This is a genomic window from Streptosporangium sp. NPDC000509 (genome assembly GCF_042898365.1).
GTDB lineage: Bacteria > Actinomycetota > Actinomycetes > Streptosporangiales > Streptosporangiaceae > Streptosporangium.
Map to the genome: position 1 here is coordinate 187,110 of NZ_JBIAYX010000006.1, position 20,096 is coordinate 207,205.

General features: G+C 70.1%; 18 protein-coding genes and 1 riboswitch. Of the genes, 7 read left to right on the forward strand and 11 right to left on the reverse strand.

Going from position 1 to position 20,096, the window contains the following annotated elements; translation table 11 throughout:
- Positions 1 to 28 precede the first annotated feature (28 nt).
- Together ACFY3D_RS13445 and ACFY3D_RS13450 are read left to right on the forward strand one after the other, a co-directional pair.
- Positions 29 to 736: an ABC transporter ATP-binding protein gene (locus ACFY3D_RS13445; protein ID WP_389978818.1), complete on the forward strand. Its 708-nt coding sequence runs from the start codon at positions 29 to 31 to the stop codon at positions 734 to 736.
- 88 nt (positions 737 to 824) lie between these two features.
- Positions 825 to 3,428: an FtsX-like permease family protein gene (locus ACFY3D_RS13450; protein ID WP_389978821.1), complete on the forward strand. Its 2,604-nt coding sequence runs from the start codon at positions 825 to 827 to the stop codon at positions 3,426 to 3,428.
- A 217-nt stretch (positions 3,429 to 3,645) separates the two neighbouring features.
- On the opposite strand, the gene ACFY3D_RS13455 is transcribed toward ACFY3D_RS13450, so the two are convergent.
- Positions 3,646 to 4,500, reverse strand: coding sequence for a hypothetical protein (locus ACFY3D_RS13455; protein ID WP_350947629.1), 855 nt, complete (start codon positions 4,498 to 4,500; stop codon positions 3,646 to 3,648).
- 284 nt (positions 4,501 to 4,784) lie between these two features.
- Between ACFY3D_RS13455 and serA the strand changes: the two genes are divergently transcribed.
- Entirely contained in the window at positions 4,785 to 6,374 is a 1,590-nt protein-coding gene (gene serA, locus ACFY3D_RS13460; protein ID WP_350947630.1) for a phosphoglycerate dehydrogenase, read from the forward strand.
- A 606-nt stretch (positions 6,375 to 6,980) separates the two neighbouring features.
- Here the strand turns inward: serA and ACFY3D_RS13465 are convergent.
- Entirely contained in the window at positions 6,981 to 7,589 is a 609-nt protein-coding gene (locus ACFY3D_RS13465) for a C40 family peptidase (RefSeq protein ID WP_389978825.1), read from the reverse strand.
- Positions 7,577 to 7,794: riboswitch (cyclic di-AMP (ydaO/yuaA leader) on the reverse strand. It overlaps the preceding gene by 13 nt.
- Before the next feature lie 155 nt (positions 7,795 to 7,949).
- On the opposite strand from ACFY3D_RS13465, the gene ACFY3D_RS13470 reads away from it, so the two are divergent.
- Positions 7,950 to 8,996: a 3-isopropylmalate dehydrogenase gene (locus ACFY3D_RS13470; RefSeq protein ID WP_389978828.1), complete on the forward strand. Its 1,047-nt coding sequence runs from the start codon at positions 7,950 to 7,952 to the stop codon at positions 8,994 to 8,996.
- 173 nt (positions 8,997 to 9,169) lie between these two features.
- On the forward strand, positions 9,170 to 10,264 hold the full coding sequence (locus ACFY3D_RS13475) for a branched-chain amino acid aminotransferase (RefSeq protein WP_362507801.1): 1,095 nt from the start codon (positions 9,170 to 9,172) through the stop codon (positions 10,262 to 10,264).
- A 263-nt stretch (positions 10,265 to 10,527) separates the two neighbouring features.
- On the opposite strand, the gene ACFY3D_RS13480 is transcribed toward ACFY3D_RS13475, so the two are convergent.
- Entirely contained in the window at positions 10,528 to 11,118 is a 591-nt protein-coding gene (locus ACFY3D_RS13480) for a Uma2 family endonuclease (RefSeq protein ID WP_389978832.1), read from the reverse strand.
- Between the two features lie 102 nt (positions 11,119 to 11,220).
- Positions 11,221 to 11,874 carry an O-methyltransferase gene (locus ACFY3D_RS13485; protein WP_389978835.1) on the reverse strand — a complete coding sequence of 218 codons (654 nt, stop codon included), beginning with the start codon at positions 11,872 to 11,874 and terminating at the stop codon, positions 11,221 to 11,223.
- Between the two features lie 288 nt (positions 11,875 to 12,162).
- Between ACFY3D_RS13485 and cimA the strand changes: the two genes are divergently transcribed.
- A complete protein-coding gene (cimA, locus tag ACFY3D_RS13490) occupies positions 12,163 to 13,737 on the forward strand; it encodes a citramalate synthase (protein WP_362507810.1) in 1,575 nt (524 codons plus the stop codon).
- Positions 13,738 to 13,919: 182 nt separating this feature from the next.
- Here the strand turns inward: cimA and ACFY3D_RS13495 are convergent, their stop codons facing one another.
- On the reverse strand, positions 13,920 to 15,599 hold the full coding sequence (locus ACFY3D_RS13495) for a heparinase II/III family protein (protein WP_389978839.1): 1,680 nt from the start codon (positions 15,597 to 15,599) through the stop codon (positions 13,920 to 13,922).
- 337 nt (positions 15,600 to 15,936) lie between these two features.
- Between ACFY3D_RS13495 and ACFY3D_RS13500 the strand changes: the two genes are divergently transcribed.
- Positions 15,937 to 16,533, forward strand: a complete 597-nt coding sequence (locus ACFY3D_RS13500; protein ID WP_350947638.1) for an HD domain-containing protein — start codon at positions 15,937 to 15,939, stop codon at positions 16,531 to 16,533.
- A gap of 184 nt (positions 16,534 to 16,717) precedes the next feature.
- Here ACFY3D_RS13500 and ACFY3D_RS13505 read toward each other — a convergent pair whose 3' ends face one another.
- The 6 genes from ACFY3D_RS13505 to ACFY3D_RS13530 form a co-directional block, all read right to left on the reverse strand.
- Positions 16,718 to 17,140 carry an antibiotic biosynthesis monooxygenase family protein gene (locus ACFY3D_RS13505; protein WP_389978842.1) on the reverse strand — a complete coding sequence of 141 codons (423 nt, stop codon included), beginning with the start codon at positions 17,138 to 17,140 and terminating at the stop codon, positions 16,718 to 16,720.
- A gap of 61 nt (positions 17,141 to 17,201) precedes the next feature.
- Positions 17,202 to 17,789, reverse strand: a complete 588-nt coding sequence (locus ACFY3D_RS13510; RefSeq protein ID WP_389978845.1) for a hypothetical protein — start codon at positions 17,787 to 17,789, stop codon at positions 17,202 to 17,204.
- Positions 17,790 to 17,794: 5 nt separating this feature from the next.
- Positions 17,795 to 18,613 carry a DUF6286 domain-containing protein gene (locus ACFY3D_RS13515; RefSeq protein WP_389978850.1) on the reverse strand — a complete coding sequence of 273 codons (819 nt, stop codon included), beginning with the start codon at positions 18,611 to 18,613 and terminating at the stop codon, positions 17,795 to 17,797.
- Positions 18,613 to 19,326: an Asp23/Gls24 family envelope stress response protein gene (locus tag ACFY3D_RS13520; RefSeq protein WP_389978854.1), complete on the reverse strand. Its 714-nt coding sequence runs from the start codon at positions 19,324 to 19,326 to the stop codon at positions 18,613 to 18,615. The genes ACFY3D_RS13515 and ACFY3D_RS13520 overlap by 1 nt, the downstream gene beginning before the upstream one ends.
- Positions 19,323 to 19,511, reverse strand: coding sequence for a hypothetical protein (locus ACFY3D_RS13525; protein WP_389978857.1), 189 nt, complete (start codon positions 19,509 to 19,511; stop codon positions 19,323 to 19,325). The genes ACFY3D_RS13520 and ACFY3D_RS13525 overlap by 4 nt, the downstream gene beginning before the upstream one ends.
- Complete coding sequence (locus ACFY3D_RS13530; RefSeq protein ID WP_389978859.1) at positions 19,508 to 19,954, reverse strand: hypothetical protein; 447 nt, start codon at positions 19,952 to 19,954, stop codon at positions 19,508 to 19,510. The genes ACFY3D_RS13525 and ACFY3D_RS13530 overlap by 4 nt, the downstream gene beginning before the upstream one ends.
- Between the last annotated feature and the right edge of the window lie 142 nt (positions 19,955 to 20,096).

The following is a 20,096-nucleotide window of genomic DNA, read 5'->3' on the forward strand; positions in this document are numbered from 1 at the left end:
CAGGGACCCGCGCGCAGGGGGTATCCGGATGACCTTCGAACCGGTCGTCCGGCTCGCGGACGTGACCCGCACGCACGGCGACGGGCCGCAGAGCGTGACGGCGCTGCGCGGGGTGAGCCTCGACGTCGGCGCCGGAGAGCTCGTCGCGGTGATGGGCCCCTCGGGGTCAGGTAAGTCCACCCTGCTCAACCTCGCCGGGGGCCTCGACCTGCCCACCTCGGGCTCCGTGGTCGTGGAGGGCACGCCGCTGGCGAGCCTGCGGGCCGGGGAACTGGCCGGCCTCCGGCGCAGGCATGTGGGTTACGTCTTCCAGGACCTCAACCTGATCCCGTCGCTCACCGCGCTGGAGAACGTGACCCTCCCGCGCGAGCTGGACGGGATCGCCTTCAAAAACGCCCGCCGCGAGGCGATGGAGGTGCTCACCGAGGTCGGTCTGGGCGAGATCGCCGACCGCTTCCCCGAAGAGATCTCCGGTGGCCAGCGCCAGCGGGTCGCCATCGCCCGCGCGCTGCTGGGGGAGCGGCGGCTGATCCTGGCCGACGAGCCCACCGGCGCGCTCGACACCCCGACCGGCGACGACATCCTCCAGCTCCTGCGCACCCGCTGCGACGCGGGAGCCGCCGCGCTGCTCGTCACCCACGAACCCCGCTACGCCGCCTGGGCCGACCGGGTGGTCTTCCTGCGCGACGGCGAGATCGCCGACTCCACCGCCACCCCCCTGGAGAGCGCCCGATGAGCGAGCGAACGGACGCGTGGGGCGCGTGCGCGGATCTCCGGCCACCGGACGGCGAAGCGGCCCTCCGGTCACCGGGTGGGGCGGTCGCATGAGCGCCCTGCTCGCCGCGCTGCGCATCTCCCGCAGGGACATCCGGCGCGCCAGGGGGCGCAGCGCCCTGATCATGATCATGATCGGCCTGCCGGTCCTCGTCATCACGGGCCTCCTGGCCTTTCTCGAGACCTCGAACATCAACCCCCGCGAGGGCCTCACGGCGAACCTGGGCGCCGCCGACGCCCGGATCACGGTGAGCGGAGCCCGGGAAAAGGTGGAACAGGACGTCGAAGGTCGGATATGGGTGGCTTCCGGCCAGCCCCCTTTCGCCGCGACGCGGCCCTGGACACAGGGGGAGGTGGCGAAGCTCCTGGAACCCGGCACCCGGCTCCTCCCGCTGAACGAGGGCAGCGTCGACTACCTGAGCAGTGATGGCCGCGATCACGTCTCCGCGCTGGAGACGGACCTGCGAGACCCCATGACGGCGGGCATGTACCACCTGCTCCGGGGCCGGTTCCCGGCTTCCGCCCAGGAGATCGCGGTGACTCCGGAGATCCTGGAGAGGGGAGCCCGCCTCGATACCCCGCTGCAGGTCACGCGGGACAGGAAGGCGATGAGGGTCGTCGGCGTCGTCGAGCACCCGCACCGGACCCGCACAGCGGAGATCGTCGGACTCCCCGGCACCCTGCTCTTCGCCGACCATGGCCTTCACGGCACCGGCTGGCTGGCCGACACGCCGGAGCCGGTCACCTGGGCCGCCGTCCAGCGGCTGAACGCGGCCGGGCTGCTGGCCGGGTCCCGCGCCGTCATCGAGGATCCGCCCGACCGCGTCTGGCTCTTCATCCCTGACTCCTATGAGGTGGACAGGACCGTGGCGATCGGGCTGGCCGCGGTCATGATCGTGCTGGAGGTGGTGCTGCTCGCCGGCCCCGCCTTCGCGGTCGGCCTGCGCCGCCGTCGCAGGGAACTCGCACTGATCACCGCGCAGGGCGGTGCTCCGGGCCACCTGCGTCTCATCGTCCTGGCCGACGGCGTCGTCCTCGGCGGCGGGGCCGCGCTCGCGGGACTGATCCTGGGCCTGGGCCTGGTCGCGCTCTCGGCCGCGCTGGGGGCCGGCAGGCTGGTCGGAGTGGTCGGCCCGTTGGAGATCCCCTGGATTCCGGTCGTGGCCGTCGCTCTGCTCGGGGCGGGCAGCGGGCTCATCGCGGCCCTGATCCCCGCGGTGCAGGCGGCCAGGCAGGACGCGGCGGCGGTGATCGGCGGGCGCCGGAGCGCGGTGCGTGACCGGGTGGGCCGCCCGCTGCTCGGCCTGGTCCTGGTCGCCGCGGGGATCGCGGCTACCGTCTTCGCCGTCAGGTACGACGTGATCTGGGTTCTCGTCGCCGCGGTCCTGACGCAGCTGGGACTGGTCGCGCTGGCGCCGAGGCTGGTCAAGGGGGCCGCGAGCCTGGTCGCGCGGCTTTCGCTGCCCTTACGCCTGGCCGCCCGCGACGCCGCCCGCCACCGCGTTCGCACCGCGTCCGCGGTCGCGGCGGTCATGACCGCCACGGCCACGGTTGTCGTGGCCGGCATCGCGACCACCAGCTCCTTCGCCCAGCGCCGGGACGCCTTCCAGGCGATCGCTCCAGCGGGAACCACGAGGATCGACAGCGAGGGACTCGACGCCGACCGCTGGAGCGCGCTGAAGACCGTCGTCGAGCGGAGGTTGCCCGGTGTGCCACTCATCGAGGCCGCCAAGCTCAGGAACGCCGAAGGGGAAAGCGTCGAGATGGCGATCCAGCGAGCCGACGAGTACGGGCCGCAGTACTCCGTCGCGGGTTTTCCGATCGGGGGCGAGCGGCTGCTCACCCTCGTGCAGGGACGGCGGGACCCGGCGGCCGGGGCCGCGTTCGCCTCGGGCAAGGCCGTGGTGTTCGACCCCGGGATGGTACGGAACGGAAAGATCACTCTGATCCTGGAAGGGAGGAGAGGGGAAGCCGAGCCCGTCGAGATCGCGGTTCCCGCCGTCCTGGCCCGTCCTGCCGACCTCGGGTACGGTGTGGTGGTGCTGCCGCTCTCCGTCGCGGAGAACGCCGGGCTGAGAGCCGAACCGCGCGTCCTGTACATCGAGCCGGCTTCGCACAGGCTCACCGCCAAGCAGGCGGCGACGCTGGAGTGGGATCTCATGACGGCGCTTCCCAAGGCAGAAATCCGCGTCGATGTCACGAGCGGATTCCAGGACGACAACACCTCCCGGCTGGTGCTGCTCCTGGGGGCGGCGCTCGTCCTGGTGCTCGGCGGCACTTTCGTCGCCACCGGGCTCGCCGCGGCCGACATGCGTCCCGATCTCGCGACGATGGCCGCGGTCGGGGCGCCGCCGGGCACGCACCGGCTGGTCGTCGCCGGGCAGGCCGGGTTCATCGCCGGGCTCGGTGTCCTGATCGGCACGGTGGCCGGTTGCGTGACGGGGATCGCCGCGACCTGGCCCCTCACGGTCGGGGTATCCGGGACCGTCCTCATCCGGTCCGGCGAACTCTCGTCCTTCTCACCGATGTCGCCGACGGTCGAGATGCCCTGGCTCCTCCTCGCTGCCGTGGTGGTCGGCCTGCCGGTGCTGGCCGCCCTGGTGGCGGGGGCGTTCACCCGGCCGAAGGTGACGCTGACCCGCAGGACCGGCTAGCCCCCGTGCCGCCGTCCGAACCGGAGATGCCCCGGCCCTGTCGGATCGGATACGGCTTCTGACCCGCAACGATGCGGCACATGCGGAAAACCGGGTTAGCGGCCGTGACGTTTCGTGACGGAGGAGGAGGCGCCTTCTCGCGCCACCTTGTCCGCGGCCGTTCTCCGGGACCGCCTTTCCGGTGCGTCATCACGGTGGGACGCACCGTGGTGACCGGTCAGTCGGTGACGTCGGCGCAGACCACGTGGGCGCCCAGCTCGACCATCCGCTGCTCGCTGCGCGCGTCGGCGACCCTCGCCATCAGGATCGGCGCCTCGCTCGCGGCGAGCTGTGGCAACCTGGCGCGCACCCCGCGATGGATGTCCCTGACCACGTCCTCGGCCGCCGACATGTGGACCTTCACATGCAGCATGATCCCCGGGGCGCCCGAGGAGGTACTGGCCTCGGAGATCCACACGTGGTGGACGAGCGGATAGTCGACGAGCAGGTGTGAGATCGCGGCACGCAGCGCGGGCAGGATCGGGTGGTCGCATCGGCGGTATCCCGGGTCCACCATCTGCATCGGGCCCGACAGGTGCGGGCGAGGCGCCGGGATCCACGGCTGGGAGGGCGCTGCCGGCACCGGTGTTCTCTGCGGGCGCGCGGGCGCGGGACGCGAGACCGTGGCCATCGCCCCGGTCGCGTACGCCGTCGGCGCCGCGCTCGACAGCGCGGGCGTGGGGCCGCTGCGCGTCGAGAGCAGGTAGCGCTGGAGGTCCTCGATCGGCACGGCCGCGGCCGCCGGACCCGCCGCGTCGATCACGATCTCCCGCACGCCGGTGACGCGCTGGATGTCGAGGATGGTGTCGGCGTCGCACGCCGACAGCGAGTGGCTGCCGCGGTGCCGCGCGTAGGTGTCCGCCGAGGTGTATCCGAGCAGGACACGATCACCGGCCTGGGTCGTGCCGAGCACGACGGATCGGTCGGGTCGCACGGCAACCAGGAGTCCCCATTCGGCCAGCGCCGCAAGCAGCCGGTGCGGGTCGCCGTGCTGCGCGAGCACGTTGCCGAGAGCGGGGTTCCCGATGCTCATATGAGGAACGATAGGTAGTGGACCACGGCTTATCAGGGTAATAGCGAAGTTTTCTTGGGATCAAGACCAACTTGAATTTTGGTGCATGAGATCTGTCAAGGAGGGGTAATCGCCTCGTGGGCCGCGAGGTCCCCTCACGTCCCACGAGTCTCCGGAGCCTCTCCGAGGGGCTCACCGACGGCGCGAAGCGTCTCGGATCGCGGGACACTCGTGAACGCGTTCACAAGCGCCGATAGACTACGTGAGGTCCGTGCACCCCTCACCGTCTAGTAAGGATCCAGCCTGTGAACAAGCCCGTCGTACTGGTCGCTGAGGAACTTTCCGAGGCTGGTCTCGCGGTTCTGGGCGCGGACTTCGAAGTCCGCCACACCGACGGCGCCGACCGCGCCCAGTTCCTGCCCGCCCTCGCCGACGTGGACGCGCTCATCGTGCGCAGCGCCACGCAGGTCGACGCCGAGGCGATCGCCAACGCTCCCAGGCTCCGCGTCGTCGCCCGCGCGGGCGTCGGCCTGGACAACGTCGATGTGGAGGCCGCCACCAAGGCCGGTGTCATGGTCGTCAACGCGCCGACCTCCAACATCACCAGCGCCGCCGAGCACACCGTCGCCCTCATCCTCGCCTCCGCCCGCAACGTCGCCCAGGCGCACTCCGCGCTCAAGGGCGGCGAGTGGAAGCGCTCGAAGTACACCGGGGTGGAGCTCGACGAGAAGGTCGTCGCGATCCTCGGCCTCGGCAAGATCGGCCAGCTGGTCGCGCAGCGCCTCCAGCCGTTCGGCGTCGAACTGATCGCCTACGACCCCTACCTGCAGCCGGCCCGCGCCGCGCAGATGGGCGTCCGGCTGGTCTCGCTCGAGGAGGCCCTGAGCGAGGCCGACTTCATCACGGTGCACCTGCCCAAGTCCAAGGAGACCATCGGTCTCATCGGCGACAGGGAGCTCCACGCGGTCAAGCCGAACGTGCGCCTCATCAACGTCGCCCGGGGCGGCATCATCGACGAGAACGCCCTCTACTCCGCGATCAAGGAGGGCCGCGTCGCCGGCGCCGGCATCGACGTGTTCCCCAAGGAGCCGGTCACCGACAGCCCGCTCTTCGAGCTCGACCAGGTCGTCGTCACCCCGCACCTGGGCGCCTCCACCCACGAGGCCCAGGAGAAGGCGGGCACCCAGGTCGCGCGCAGCGTGAAGCTCGCCCTCGCCGGGGAGTTCGTGCCGGACGCGGTCAACGTCCAGGGCGGTGCCGTCGCCGAGGACGTCAAGCCGGGCCTGCCGCTCGCCGAGAAGCTCGGCCGGGTGTTCACCGCCCTCGCGGGCGAGGTCGCCACCAAGCTCGACGTCGAGGTGCGCGGTGAGATCGCCTCCCACGACGTCCGCGTGCTGGAGCTGGCCGCGCTCAAGGGCGTCTTCACCGACGTGGTCGAGGACTCGGTCACCTACGTCAACGCCCCGCTGCTGGCCAAGGACCGGGGGGTGTCGGTCGAGCTGGTCACCAGCTCCGAGAGCCCCGACTGGCGCAACGTCGTGACGGTCCGCGGCGTCCTCGCCGACGGCCGCACGGTCTCGGTCTCCGGCACCCTGTCCGGGCCGAGGCAGATCACGAAGATCGTCGAGGTCAACGGCTACCAGATGGAGATCGAGCCCACCGACCACCTGTCGTTCTTCACCTACACCGACCGTCCCGGCATCGTCGGCGTGGTCGGCCGTATCCTCGGCGACCACTCGATCAACATCGCCTCGATGCAGGTGGCCCGGGACGCCAAGGGCGGTAAGGCGCTGATCGCCCTCACCGTCGACACCGCGATCCCGGCCGAGGTGATCGACCAGATCGGCGCGGAGATCGGCGCCGACAGCGGCCGCTCGGCCGACCTGGCCGACTAGCCCCGTTTCCCGCGCGTGCCGCGTCGTCGCGGGTCGGTGGCCCTTCCCGATCCAGGACGACATGCGATCACCCAGGACCGATCGGGGGACGTACGGGAAACACGACCGTGGTCCACCGATGTGGCCGCCGCCCCGATGACCGGGGCGGCGGCCACATCTCGTCTCAGCATGTGAGAAGTGTGTACGCCGGGCGAGACGGTGTTTTCGTGAGCAGGTAACCTGGAATGAAATGCGCCAGGTTCTCGTAATTCCTACCTGCCGCGGCGAGGCCTGACAGGGGCAGGCCGGCGACTCGCCGCGGTGTCGTGGCGCTTGCCGGCTCCAAGCCCCCGTCGCCGGTCCGTGATCCGGACCCTCGACATCAGGCCTGGTCGGAGTCCCGACCGGAGACTTGACCACCTTCCTTGCTCGCGTGCGACCGAGACGAGATTCGCCATGTACGACATGTATCCCTGGAACCGTCCCGAAGAGACAGAGGACGAGGCCACCGACGCGCTCCAGACCGCTCTGGACCGCAGGGACAACGGTGGTGCCCCCACCCGCTGAACCCGTTCTCGCCGCCACCGGGGCCTCCACGGCCTCCCGGCGGCGATCCGCCGGCGTGTCTCATCCGCCGGGCACGACTTCGGTCGCGAGCTCGACCCGCTTGGCGAGCTGGACCCCCTGCGGGTCGGGGCGGACCGCGCCGGAGAAGGCGGCGCGGCGCCAGGAGCTGAGCTTCTCCTCCTTGACGACGTCGCCGCTCTGCGGGGCGTGAACCATGTAGCCGGGCTTTGTGATCATGCCGACGTGGCCGAGACCGCTGAAGAAGACCAGGTCACCGGGTCTGAGATCCTTCCAGGCGATCTTCTTGGAGAAGGCGGCGTACTGGTCGTAGGTGACGCGGGGGAGTTTGATCCCGGCGGCGCCGTAGGCGCGGAGCATCAGGCCGGAGCAGTCGAAGCCGCCGTTGCCGGTGCCGCCCCAGACGTAGGGCGTTCCGCGCTTGGACATGGCCCACTGCACGGCCTTCTGCCAGGCGGGCCTGACGTCCATCGCCTTCAGCGTTTCCTTCAGTGTGGGGGTTTTGAGCGCCGCGGGCCCGGGGGCGGGGGGCGGGGAGGCGGCCAGGGCGGCGGTCGAGGTCGCGCACACCGCGGCGCCGGCGAGGATCAGGGAGGCGGAGATGGACAGGACACGGGGGAGAACTGTGCCGGACAGGATGATTCCTTCCATAAGGCCGGCCGGGTGAGCTGTCGGGCTCGGGCGTGGAGGCCGCCCTACGGCGCGAGAACGCGCTGATTCGCCCCAAGGGATCCGCCTGATGACGACCGGGAACGCGCTCCGGGGGAGGAGCGGTGTTCCCGGGGTGCGGTAGATCCCGTAAAGAGTGGTTCCCCGGCTCCGTGCGGGCCCGGTAAGGGGATGGCCCGTACGGATTAGGCAGTGATGTGAATGGGAGGACCATAACGAAACCTCTCGAAACGGTCAATACACAGCAAAAAAGGACAAAACGATCAGAGGGTCTGTCGTGCGAACACGTCCGCAGAATGAGACCGGTGTTCAATCGCCGAGACGGACCGGTAAGGTGCCTGCATGGATTCGCGTAACATTCGCCTGGCGGTCATCCCCGGGGACGGAATCGGAGTCGAGGTCGTCGCCGAAGGGCTGAAGGTCCTCGAAGCGGTCGGCACTAAGGTGGAGACCACCACCTACGACCTCGGCGCCAAGCGCTACCACGAAACCGGCGAGACCCTGCCGGACCCGGTCCTCGACGAACTGCGCGGATACGACGCGATCCTGCTCGGCGCGGTCGGCGACCCCAGCGTGCCCCCGGGCATCCTGGAGCGCGACCTGCTGCTCAAGCTCCGCTTCCAGCTCGACCACTACGTGAACCTGCGCCCGGTCAAGCTCTTCCCCGGCGTCGAGACGCCGCTGGGCGGATCCCGCCCCGAGGACATCGACATGATCGTCATCCGCGAGGGCACCGAGGGTCCGTACGCCGGAGCGGGTGGCGTCATGCGCAGGGGCACGCCGCACGAGATCGCCACCCAGGAGTCGCTGAACACCGCCTACGGCGTCGAGCGCGTCGTGCGTTACGCCTTCGACAAGGCGCTCGGCCGCCCCCGCAAAAAGCTGACGCTGGTCCACAAGACCAACGTGCTCACCTACGCCGGCGACCTCTGGGCCCGCACCTTCGACCGCGTCGGCCTGGAATATCCCGAGGTCCAGACCGACTACTGCCACGTCGACGCGGCCTCGATGTTCTTCGTCAGCCAGCCGGAGCGCTTCGACGTGATCGTCACCGACAACCTCTTCGGTGACATCCTCACCGACATCGGCGCGGCGATCGCCGGCGGCATCGGCCTGGCGGCGAGCGGCAACGTCAACCCCGACCGCACCGCGCCGAGCATGTTCGAGCCGGTTCACGGCAGCGCCCCCGACATCGCGGGCCAGGGCAAGGCCGACCCGACCGCCACGATCCTGTCGGTCGCCATGCTCCTCGACCACCTCGGCATGACCGCCGAGGCCACCAGGGTCGAGCAGGCCGTCGCCGACGACCTGGTCGAGCGGACGGCCGGCCGGGCCGGCCGGACCACCCGCGAGATCGGCGACGACATCACCGCCCGAGTAGCCGGCTGAGGAAGCCGCCTCCCTCGACCCCGACGCGCCTGGCGGCTCACCTGAGCCGCCAGGCGCGTTTTTGTTTCTCCAGCACTGCCGGTTTTCGGCATGGATGGAGTAGTTTCCCGTTACCCGGTCCGACGCAGAATGGACCCAAGGGTAAGCCAGACCTCAAGAGAAGGATCCGTGCGATGACCACCGCTCAGAAGCTCAGCTTCGACGTGCAGCTCTCCGACCACGCTCGCACCGCGGCAGAGCGCGAGCAGGTAATGGCGAGCCCCGGGTTCGGTCAGGTCTTCACCGACCACATGATCTCGATCGACTACACCGAGGGGGAGGGCTGGCACGACGCCAGGCTCATGCCGTACGGCCCGCTCAGCCTCGACCCCGCGACGTCGGTCTTCCACTACGCGCAGGAGCTTTTCGAAGGGCTCAAGGCCTACCGCCAGGAGAACGGCGCGATCGTGACCTTCCGGCCGGAGGCGAACGCCGCCCGCTTCAACAGCTCCGCGCTGCGGATGGCCATGCCCGAACTGCCCGAGGAGACGTTCGTCGAGTCGCTGGAGCTGCTCGTCCAGACCGACCGCGAGTGGGTCCCGACCACGCCGGGGCACAGCCTCTATCTGCGCCCCTTCATGATCGCCACGCAGCCGGCGCTCGGTGTCAACTACCCGTCCAGGAGCTACAAGTACATGGTCATCGCCTCTCCGGCGGCGGCCTACTTCGGAGGCGGGCAGGCCGTGACGGTCTGGCTCTCCACCGAGTACACCCGCGCGGCCCCCGGCGGCACCGGCTTCGCCAAGTGCGGCGGCAACTACGCGGCGGCCTTCGTCGCCCAGCGCCAGGCCGTCGAGCAGGGCTGTGACCAGGTGGTCTGGCTGGATGCGGGCGAGCACCGCTACGTCGAGGAGATGGGCGGGATGAACCTGTTCTTCGTCTACGGAGACCGCCTGCTCACCCCGGCGCTCACCGGCACCCTCCTGCCCGGCATCACCCGTGACTCGATCCTCTCCCTCGCCTCCGACCTCGGCCTCCAGGCCGAGGAGGGGCGCCTGTCGGTCGAGGAGTGGCAGCAGGGCTGCGAGACGGGCGAGCTCACCGAGGTCTTCGCCTGCGGCACCGCCGCGGTCGTCACCCCGGTCGGCTCGGTCAAGGGCGCCGACCGCGCCTGGACGATCGGCGACGGCACCCAGGGGCCCGTCACCTCGAAGATCCGCGAGGAGCTCGTGGGGATCCAGTACGGGACCCGTCCCGACCCGCACAGCTGGGTCCACAAGATCTGCTGAGCACCTTCCGCCGACGTCGAAGGCGACGGAGCGCACGGCTGGTCCACCCGATCCGTTGCCCCCGTTTTCCGCACGCGCCGCGTCGTCGCCGGTCAGCGGCCGTGTCCGATCCGGTGCGACGGTGATCGCTTCAGGTTGATCGAGGTCGCGTGCGGAGTACGGGGCCGATCCCCCGCAGGGCAGGCCCGGTCGAGGCGTCCGGGGATCCCCGCTCGGCGGGGGCTCCGGCCTCCCACCCCGGCCGGGCCTCCCGCCGAGTGGGCCTACCCTTCGGTCAGCTTGCCGGTGTCGATCGTGAGGTTCCAGGGAGCGGGGAGCTCAAGGGGCTCTCCAAGGGTCACCTGGTGTTGCCGCTGGTAACCCCTCTCCCCGGGATGGCTGAGGAGCCGGGCGAGATTCTGGGTGGCGTCGATCACGAGATAGAGCGGAACTCCGGCGATCGCGCAGTTTTCCGGTTTGGTGACGTGGTCGTCGCTCCGACTGCTGGGGGAGACCACCTCCACGACGAGCAGGGTCTCCTCCGCATAGACGTTCTCCTCGTCCCACATGCGGGGAGACTTCGGCACGACAAGGAGATCGGGCCGATAACGATCTTTCTGGACGCCCAGGAAGAGCTTGACGTCGTATACGGGGTGCCAGCCCTGTTCCGTGGCGAACGGGATGAGCTGGATCAACAACTGCAGGATGCTCTTGGCGTGGTTGAGTGTGGGCAACTCCCTCACCACGATCCGGCCGTTGATGATCTCGACCTTACGGTCGGGCCACTGGTCGCAGGTCCTCTGGTAGTGCGCTTCGAGCTCCTGATGGTTGGTGGACACGAGCTTCGCCTCGCGGCGTTCCAGGGTCTTGGCCATGAGCTCATCCTTCCCTCCACACGGGTGGGCGCAACGTGTTTGTCACATCGCTTACGGTAATCGGAAGAGTTTTCCTCCGCCCACGGTTCGGAAAAGTTTTCGTCAGTGCTTTCGAATCATGGTGAGGCCGTCGGCGATGGGAAGCATGATCGAGGTGACCCGCTCGTCGGCGCTCACCATGTCGTTGAACTCGCGGATGTGCCGCACGGTCTCGTCGTCCCTGGTGGGGTCGGCGACGTGCCCGCTCCACAGGGTGTTGTCGACGAGGATCACCCCGCCGGGGGCCAGGCGCGACATGAGGATCTCGTAGTAGACGGGATAGTTGACCTTGTCGGCGTCGATGAACGCCAGGTCGACGGCCGGGTGTTCGGGAAGCTCGCGCAGCCGCTCGGCCGCGGGCCCGATCCTCAGCTCGATGCGGTCGGCGACCTGGGCCTTCTCCCAGTGACTCCGGGCGATCGCCGTCCACTCCTCGCTCACGTCGAAGCAGGTGAGCCCGCCGCCGGGGGCGAGCCCTCTGGCGAGGCAGATGGAGGAGTAACCGGTGAAGGTGCCCACCTCCACCGCGTTCCTGGCGCCGCAGAGCTGGGCGATCATGGTAAGGAAACGCCCCTGGTCGGGGGAGATCTGCATGGACGCGTTGTCGCCGGTCAGCTCGCGGGTCTCGACGGCGAGGGCGTCGAGGACGTCGTCGGGCTGGCTGGTGTGCGCGAGCAGATACTGCCCCACGGTGGGGTCGAGGTAAGTCGCCTTCATGGGCCCATTCTCGCCCGTGCCGGACGGCGACGGGGGTGATTCCAGGTCGTGTCCCGGGCCGTTCGGGCGCGCCGCGGATCTCGGATCCTGAGATCAATGTGTCAGATGGTGTCGGCGTGTGGCAGACTCCGAAGCATCATGTTCTACGGTCTGCTCATTATCGGCAGGCGCGCCGGCTGAAAAGGGACACCGCCGGCGCGCAGACCTCTCACGTCCGTGAGGGGTCATTTTTGTTTCCAGAAGCCGAACGAGCGCGCGGCGAATCATCGAACCGCGAAGGAGATTGACATGGCCGACGATCGTTTCCACGTGTACGACACGACTCTCCGTGACGGTGCCCAGCAGGAGGGGCTCAACCTCACGGTGGCCGACAAACTGGCCATCGCGCGTCACCTGGACGGTCTGGGCGTCGGCTTCATCGAGGGAGGCTGGCCGGGAGCCAACCCCAAGGACACGGAATTCTTCAGGCGTGCTCAAACAGAGCTCGACCTGAAGCACGCGCAGCTCGCCGCGTTCGGCGCGACCCGCCGGGCAGGTGTGAAGGCAGCCGACGACCCATTGGTGGCCGCGCTGCGCGAATCCGGCGCGCCGGTCGTAACCCTTGTCGCCAAGAGTCACGACCGGCACGTGGAGCTGGCCCTCCGCACGACCCTTCAGGAGAACCTCGCGATGATCCGCGACACGGTCTCCCACCTTCGTGCGGAGGGCCAGAGAGTCTTCCTCGACGCGGAACACTTCTTCGACGGTTACAAGTCCAACCCCGACTACGCGCTGGAGGTCCTGCGCACCGCCGCCGAGGCGGGAGCCTCGGTCATCGCGCTGTGCGACACCAACGGGGGCATGCTCCCCGACGAGCTGGCCGAGGTGGTGCACGCGGCCGTCGGGACGTCGGCGAGGATCGGCATCCACTGCCACGACGACACCGGCTGCGCGGTCGCCAACTCGCTGGCCGCGGTCAAGGCGGGCGCCACCCACGTGCAGGGCTGCGCCAACGGCTACGGCGAGCGGTCGGGCAACGCCAACCTCTTCACCGTGGTGGCGAACCTGCAGCTCAAGCGGGGATTCGACCTCGTGCCGAAGGAGGCGCTGGCCGACATGACCAGGATCGCCCACGCGATCACCGAGGTCACCAACGTCACCCCCAACTCCCACGCTCCCTACGTGGGCGTCTCCGCCTTCGCGCACAAGGCCGGGCTGCACGCCAGCGCGATCAAGGTCGATCCCAACCTCTACCAGCACATCGACCCCGCCGAGGTCGGCAACGACATGCGCATGCTCGTCTCCGACATGGCCGGGCGCGCCTCGGTCGAGCTCAAGGGGCGCGAGCTGGGTTACGAGCTGTCCTCCGACACCTCACGGGAGCTGGTGAACCGGGTCAAGGAGATGGAGTCGAAGGGCTACACCTTCGAGGCCGCCGACGCCTCCTTCGAGCTCCTGTTGCGCGACACCGTCGCGGGCGAGAGCAGGCGCCACTTCCAGGTCGAGTCCTGGAGGGTGATCGTCGAGCGGGCGCGAGGCGGCGAGGTCGTGAGCGAGGCCACCGTGAAGCTGCACGCCAAGGGGGAGCGGATCATCGCCACCGGCGAGGGCAACGGCCCGGTCAACGCCCTCGACCGGGCCGTGCGGCTGGGCCTGGAGCGGCTCTACCCCGAGCTGGCGGGGGTCGAGCTGATCGACTTCAAGGTGCGGATCCTGGAGGGTACGCACGGCACCGACGCCGTCACGCGCGTGCTGGTCACCTCCAGCGACGCGGCCGGGGAGTGGTCCACGGTCGGCGTCGACGAGAACATCATCGAGGCCTCCTGGCAGGCGCTTGAGCAGGCGGTGACCTTCGGGCTCCTGCGCGCGGGCCACGCCGTCTGACAGCCGCCCCGCCACAGCCCTCGGGGGCGGCGGGCGCTGTCGGGAAAGGGCCGCCGGGAGACCTCTCCACGGTGAACGGGTGGGTGCCGGGAGGCACCCGCCCGTGTCGTCTCCGGCGAGGAGAGCCGTCAGGCTCGGCGGGAAGGCCGCCGGAGAGGACTCTTCTCGGGCGGGGGAGACCGTCAGGAGAGGTCGGCGCCGCGCACGCGGAAGCTCACCTGGCCCTCAGAGGTCTCCAGGCTGACCTTGCCGCCCGAGCAGGAGAGCGACGGACTGCCGGTGCCGGGCACCACCACGGTCAGCACGGCGTCGCCCGAGGCGGGCGAGACGACCGCGGGGGCGGGGTGCTTCAGCAGGTAGGAGGAGGAGACCCAGCCCTGGTAGGGGTTCTTCTGCCCCTGGACCACCTTCAGTCCCGAGACCGGCTTGCAGGACGGCATCGAGACCTGGACGAGCGTCGCCTTCCAGCCCGTCTTGTCCTTCACCACGACCTGGCCGCCGCTGCTGGAGACGGTGGACAGTTCGTGGGAGAAGTGCCAGAGGTTGCGGACCTTCGAGCCCTTGGGAACCGTGTCCAGCACGGCCATCACGTCCTCGCGGTGGTTGACGAGCACCGAGCGGGTCCTGGGCACGCCGTAGGCCCTGTCGGTGAGCCGGTAACTCTGCCGGTCGGAGCCGATCGAGGACCTGCTCAGCGCGGTGGCGGTCTTGCCGCGGAATCTCGCCCCGGCCACCATCGAGGTGTTGTGGGCCTCGGGGGACATCGTCCAGTGGCGGTAGCCGCTGTTCTCGTAGGAGTCGAAGCCGGCGTCGACCAGGACGTTACGGCCCTGGGCGTAGTAGGTCACGCCCAGGTGGTCCTCGTGGCCGTGATACTTCATGCCGGGCCCGAAGCGGATGGAGTAGAACGCCGACTCGGGCTTGTCCCAGGCGGTGCGCCCGTAGACGTAGCCGCCCCGGAACACCCGTACGGCCTGCTTCGGATGGCTGTAGCCGACCGGTCGCACGTCCGCGCCGCCGTCACCGATCGGGACCATGAACCCGTCGGGCTGGGTGGAGTGGGAGATGAAGTCCTCCAGCGACTTCCAGCGCCTGGAGATGTCGGCGGGCACCTTCCGCTTGCAGGCCCTGATGTCGTCCATCGCGACCTTCAGGCGGTCGTAGACGTAGAGCGCGTAGCGCGGGGCCTGCTCGCGCAGCGCGCCCTGGGAGTCGACGTCGAGCTTCACGGTCTCGGTGAGCCGCCTGATCGCGAGGCTGGACCACTGGTCGCGGCCGTAGCGGCAGCCGATGCCGAGCAGCGCGATGTCCTGGTCGATCCCGTGGTTGTGGCCCTTCTCGTACAGCTTGGGGTCGGAGAGCATCTTCGCGTGTTCGGCCAGGCTGCCGGAGAGCCACGACCCGCCGACGTGCTTGCTGAGGCAGACCAGGGCGGGGGCGCGCAGCGCGATCGGGTGCTCCTGCCAGGCGTACGGGCTGGTCTTCGCGCCGCCGCGGGGGTTGTCCGCCACCCAGTCCTTCGCGATCTCGACGGCCCGCGCCAGGTAGGCCTCGTTGCCGTTCGTCTCGTAGTCGGCGACGAGACGGCCCATCCAGCGCAGCGAGTGGAAGACCATGCTCCACGAGCGGTTGCGGTAGGGGTCGGTACGCCAGTTGACGTCCTTGCCGATCTTCACCGGGTCCAGGGCGAGAAAGGCGAGCTCGCCGTTCATGATGTCCGCCCCCGTCGGGGTGGCGGGGAGCCAGTCGCCCTGGCACTCGGTGGTGCGTTTCGCCTCCCTCGCCTCCGCGGTACCGGCTGTGACGCCGCAGGTCATCAGGAGGATGAGGGAGAGAGCGAGTGCTTGTGTGCGGCGGCGCACGCCAGTTCCTTCCGGGCCGAACGGGGGAGGTGGATCATGCTTCCGAATCCCACCAAACCGGTCAAGCTGGGGTGGTCGCTTCCGGAACATCGTTAGCAACTAGATGCGGGTCTCCCAGTTTCCTCACAGCCGTCACGCGATTCACAGAGGTCACAGCGTTGGCCGGTCGGTGCGGTCGGTGCCGCTCGTGTCGCTGCGCCGCGTCCGGTGTCGCCCGCGCCGCTCTTCACCCTCACGGTACGGGCGGTGAACCCACGCTCGTACCGTGGCGTGATTCCATCGGTCGATGGCCCTGCGACCACTCGCGCGGGTCCTCGCGTTTCGGCAGGCTCGGGGCATGAGACTCGCCGACATCGTCATCCCCGGCACACCTGCCGCACGTGGCGCGCTGGAGGTGGCGACCGCCTACTGTTCGCCCGCCCTGCTCAACCACTCCGTCCGCGCCTACCTGTGGGCGGCGGCCTACGGCGCGATGAACGGCATCGCCTTCGACGACGAACTGCTGTACGTCGCCTCGATGATGCACGACATCGGCCTCGTGAGGGAGTTCGACAGCCACACCGTGCCGTTCGAGGAGGCGGGGGGCCACGTCGCGTGGGTCTTCGCCGCCGGGGCAGGGTGGCCCGTGGAACGCCGCGTACGCGCGTCGGAGATCGTCGTACGCCACATGTGGGACAAGGTCGACCCCGAGCAGGACCCCGAGGGACATCTTCTCGAACTGTCCACCGGGCTCGACATCTCCGGGCGGGGAGTGGAGAACTTCCCCGCGGAGCTCCGCGCCGAGGTGCTGGAACGCCACCCCCGGCTGGGCATCGGCCCGGAGTTCACCGCATGCTTCGTCGACCAGGCCGCGCGCAAGCCGGACAGCCTGGCCGGGCGGTTCGTCCGCGCGGGGGTCGCCGAGCGCATCGCCGCCAACCCCCTTGACCACTGAGGACTCCCCGCCGGTCCCCTGAGTACCCCCGTCCGAGCCGCTGAAGAACTCCCGGTTCAAGGGCGGCCGGAGGGCTTCTTCGCCTGAACCGCTGAGGTGCTCCGGACTCGGGCCGGTCAAGGGCGCCCCGAACCGCCCGAGGGGACCGCTGAGGACTCCCCGCCGGGAGTCCTCCTCGCCCTCGTCAGGCTCCCGATGCGGGACCGGTGCTCTGGACGACCTCGAAGGACCACAGCTCGGCCCCGGTGGCGGCCGGCCCCTGCCCGTGGCCGTGTCCCTGGGCCGGACCCGCGCCCTGGCCGTGCCCGTGTCCCTGGGCCGTGCCGGGGGCGTCGCCCTGCCCCGCTCCCTCGCCCGCCTCGGCGGCGGCCTGGGCGTGGCCCCGCTGGAAGGCCTGGCTCTCGGTCCAGCGTTTGAAATCCTCCTCGGAGCGCCAGCGGGTGTAGACCAGGTACCGGTCGCCGCCGTCCACGGGGCGAAGCAGCTCGAACCACTCGAATCCGTCCGCGGACTCGACGATCCCCGCCCGCCCGGAGAAGCGGCGTTCCAGCTGCTCGCGCATCTCCTCGGGCACCGTCAGCACGTTTATCTTCACGACCGAAGGCACATCGTCTCCTCGAAGCGTTGGTTTCGCCGATCACTCTATGATCGGCGCTCCGTCACGTGGGTCAGACGACGGTCCTTGAGCGGCGCGGCGCGTTCTCCAGGCTCACCCGGGCGACGGTGGGTATGTGCTCGGTCTCCAGGGCCTGGCGCATGTGCGGGATGACCACCCCGCCCAGCTGCTCGCGGACCGCGCTCATCGGCGCGTCCTCGGCGACCGTCATCCGCATTCGTACGGCCGGGTGCTCGCTCGTACCGACCATGGCGGCGGTGGCGTTGATGATCGCGGGGTGCGTGCCCGCCTCGGCGGCCGCCGCGTCGGTCACGCTGCCCGTGTCGACCTCGGTCACCCCGCCGGGACCGCCGTCCAGCCGCATGCCGCCCAGCTTCCCGCGGCGTCCCTGTACGAGCAGCCAGCGCAGGCCGAACAGTGCGAGCACGATGCCCGCCGCCGCGATCAGCCACCACATCCACGGGTCGTAGGTGGCGAACGGCTGGCGTACCAGGCTGTCCACGAGCGGGCTGTCCGCGGGGGCCACCGTCCGCGGAAACGCTCCCGCGCCCCGTGCGATCGTGAGGGCGCTGAGGACCATCAGCGCCAGTCCCACGATCAGCAGTCCCAACCGGTTACCCCGGGCGGTCTTGTCGTCCATGAGGCTCACTTCTCTCGCAGATGCACGTGGACGGGATACTTCCAGACGGGGGAGAGCGCGGTGATCCGCATGTTCACGGCCTCCCGTACGGCGTCGGCCAGCCCGCGGGTGTCCCGCATGCCGCTGTCGGCCGCGACGTGCACGGCCTTCCCGTGCAGCCGTACCCGGGCATGCTCGACCCCCTGCACCTGTTCGGCCGCGTGAGCCAGCGACCGGGCGAAGCCCCGGCGCCGCATGCCGATGGCCAGATCCTTGTCCCCGGTCCTCACCGGGATCAGCGTGGGCCTCCCGGGGATGATCGCGAGCAGCACCAGCAGCAGGCCGAGCAGGCCGACCAGGCCCGCGCCCGCCATCATTCGCGGGTCGCTCCACGGTGTCGACGTCGCCCAGGCCAGGATCCGGTCGTACGGCACCAGGCGGAGTGGGCGGCCCAGCAGCGCGGAGACGACCTCCAGCGCGAGGAGGAGGCCGATCACGGTCATCAGGACGGCCGTGATGACCGAGGGAAGCGCCCGGCGCGGGCGGAAGGCCCTGATCGCCGCGCGGTCCGCGGAGGAGTTCTTCGGCACCGTGCCGTACGTCGGAGGCGCAGGTTCCGTCGCGCCGTACATCGGCGCGGCCGGCATGGTGGTGCCGTACGCCGGCGTGGTGGGTTCGGTGGTGCCGTATGTCGGTGATGTGGTGGGTTCCGCGTCGCCGTACGCCCGTGGTGTGCCGGTGTCGTACTCCGGCGGTACGGCCGGGCGCGCATGGGGCGGGGGCGGCTCGCCGGTCGGTTCCGCGCCTGGGACCGGCTCCGCCGGGTCGGGTACCTGCCTGGCCATCATCGCTCCTCACGTAGCGGGACGATGTCATCGGTGTCCGAGGTGAGGTCGTCGTCGGGATCGTCGGCGGGCGTCGCGGCCCCTCCCGAAGGGCCGGCGACGGCCTGCCCGGTGCCGCGCGCCGGGTTCGCCGGGTTCGCCGCCGAGCGTTCCAGCGGTGGCTCCTGCGGGTTCTCCGGGGTCTCCAGGTTCTCCGGCGAGCGTTCCCGCGGGTTCTCTCCGGCCGGTACGGCGTCCGGGGCCCGCGAGGTCTCGCGGTCGCCGCGGGCGGGAGCCACGCCGGTGACGTTGACGTCGATGTAGCCGACGTCCTTGCCGGTGAGGGTCATGACCCGTTCGGCGACGTGACGTCTGACCTCCTCGGCCACCTCACGGATCGGGGCCGGATACTCGATCGTCACGTCGATCTGGAGCGTCGCGAGTTCGGCGTCGAGGGTGGCGTGGGTGCCGCCGCGAAAGAACAGCGGCTTCCACTCGCCGACCTCCCGTACCCGTGGCACCTCTCCGGCCGCGTGGGCCGCGATGCGCGACACCACCTGGTCGGATATCTCGGTCCTGCCGCGTCGCTCGGCCGGTACGCCCCGCCATGACGGCTGGGCGGGCACGGCGGGCAGCCCGGACCGCCCGGTTTCGCCGGGAACGGGATCCTCTCGCCCTGCGGGCGGCGCGGTCGTTCCCGAGGACGCGGGCCGGTGCTCGACGGGGGTGTTCATCGCCGTCTCGCCGCCAGCCGGGAGAGGTCGACCTCTCCGGTCTCCACGAAGCGACCGATGAGGAGTCCGACGGCGCCCAGTACGAGCACCAGCAGGAACGCGCCGAGGCCGCCGAAGGCCGCGGCGAAGCCCAGAAGGACACCGACGATCGTGCCGACTACGGACCACACTGGGAAACTGCTCATCTCAAACCTCCGATATGGACGTTTACCGGCCGATCGCCCACCATCGGGGCGACCGCCGCTCGCACTGCGTCGGCGATCTCCGGAATCGGGCGCCCCAGCCTGACGACGATCGAGACCTCCACCTCGTTCTCGCGCAGCGCGACACCTGGGAACCGTTCGCCGGGCAGATAGGTCGCCACGGTCCCGAACGGCCCGCCCGACATATCCGCGACGTCGGGGCAGCGCAGTACGGCCTCGGCGATCCGGTGGGCGAGGCCGGCCGTCTCGCGGGCCGGCGCCTCCTGCTCACGGGTGGCGACCGCCCCGCGCGGCGGGCTCGTGACCTCCCGGCCCTGACCGGCCGTCTCGCGGGCCGGGGCCTCCGGCCTGCGTGTGGGCGCGGCCTTCTGCCGGGGTATGGCAGGCGGCCTGCGGGACGGATCCTCGGGCCGGTGAGCCGGCATGGCCGTCGCGGGTGTCGGGACGCCCGGCCTTCGCGCCTCCGGTCCGTGTGCCTCTCTGGGTGCCTTCGGTTCACGCGCTTCCGGTCTGTGTGCGGGATCCTCCGGCCCGCGCGTGGGCTCTGTCGTTCCTCGTCCGGGTTTC